We start from the raw sequence: 751 nt of genomic DNA, 5'->3' as shown, positions 1-751 counted from the left end.
GTGTCGTCCGTGCGACCGGCAATCCCGATATCGGCCTCGAAAAAGCGATGAACCGCTTTGCGGGCGCGTTTCTGGTGCCGACCGAACATCTGGTCGATGAAGTCGGGGCCCATCGCCACGGCATGACCTATCACGAGCTCATGCGCCTGAAACGCCTCTACGGGGTTTCGGCGGCGGCGATGCTGATGCGGCTCGGGCAGGTCGGCATCCTGCCACAATCCGTGATCGAATATGCTTTCCGCACCTATGCGCGGTCATGGCGCGCGCAGGAGCCGGAACCGATCCGCGACCACGAAGGCTTCGCCGCCTTCGAGCGGCCGCAGCGTTTTGAGCGTCTGGTCTGGCGGGCGCTTGGCGAGGAGCTCATCTCGCCGGTGCGCGCGGCACAGCTTCTGCACCTGCCGCTCTCCCCCGTTGAACGGGAAATTCGGGGGCCGCGCGAGCAGTGACCTGTGTCGTCGTCAATGATGCATCCTGTCTCATCGACCTTCGCAAGGGCAGCCTGCTGCATGTTCTGTGCCGCCTGCCCTACCGCTTCGTTGTCCCCTTGCCGGTCAGGGAATCCGAACTGCTCGACTTCACACCCCAGGAATGGGCGCTGCTCGATGATGGCGGCATGGAAACCTTCGATCTGCCGCCTGAGCGGATGGGAGATGTGTTCGCGCTGAAGCGCCAGCACGGCCGCCTGTCGGCCAATGACTGCTTTTGCCTCGTCACCACGCAATATCACGAGGACGGCATCCTCCTGACC

General features: G+C 63.6%; 1 protein-coding gene and 1 pseudogene. Both read left to right on the top strand.

The genetic code is table 11. The annotated features are described in order from the left end of the window. Positions 1-449, top strand: a 449-nt coding sequence (locus tag EOA60_RS35565) for an ImmA/IrrE family metallo-endopeptidase (RefSeq protein ID WP_128312759.1), incomplete at its 5' end; no start/stop codon positions are given. Further along, a pseudogene (locus tag EOA60_RS35560) lies at positions 446-751 on the top strand (PIN domain-containing protein); the annotation flags it as partial. The gene EOA60_RS35565 and the pseudogene EOA60_RS35560, both read left to right, overlap by 4 nt.

Source organism: Mesorhizobium sp. M1A.F.Ca.IN.020.06.1.1, assembly GCF_004023265.1.
Classification (GTDB): Bacteria; Pseudomonadota; Alphaproteobacteria; order Rhizobiales; family Rhizobiaceae; genus Mesorhizobium.
The sequence above is the reverse complement of the archived record's forward strand: the minus strand, read 5'-3'. Positions and strand labels throughout refer to the sequence as shown.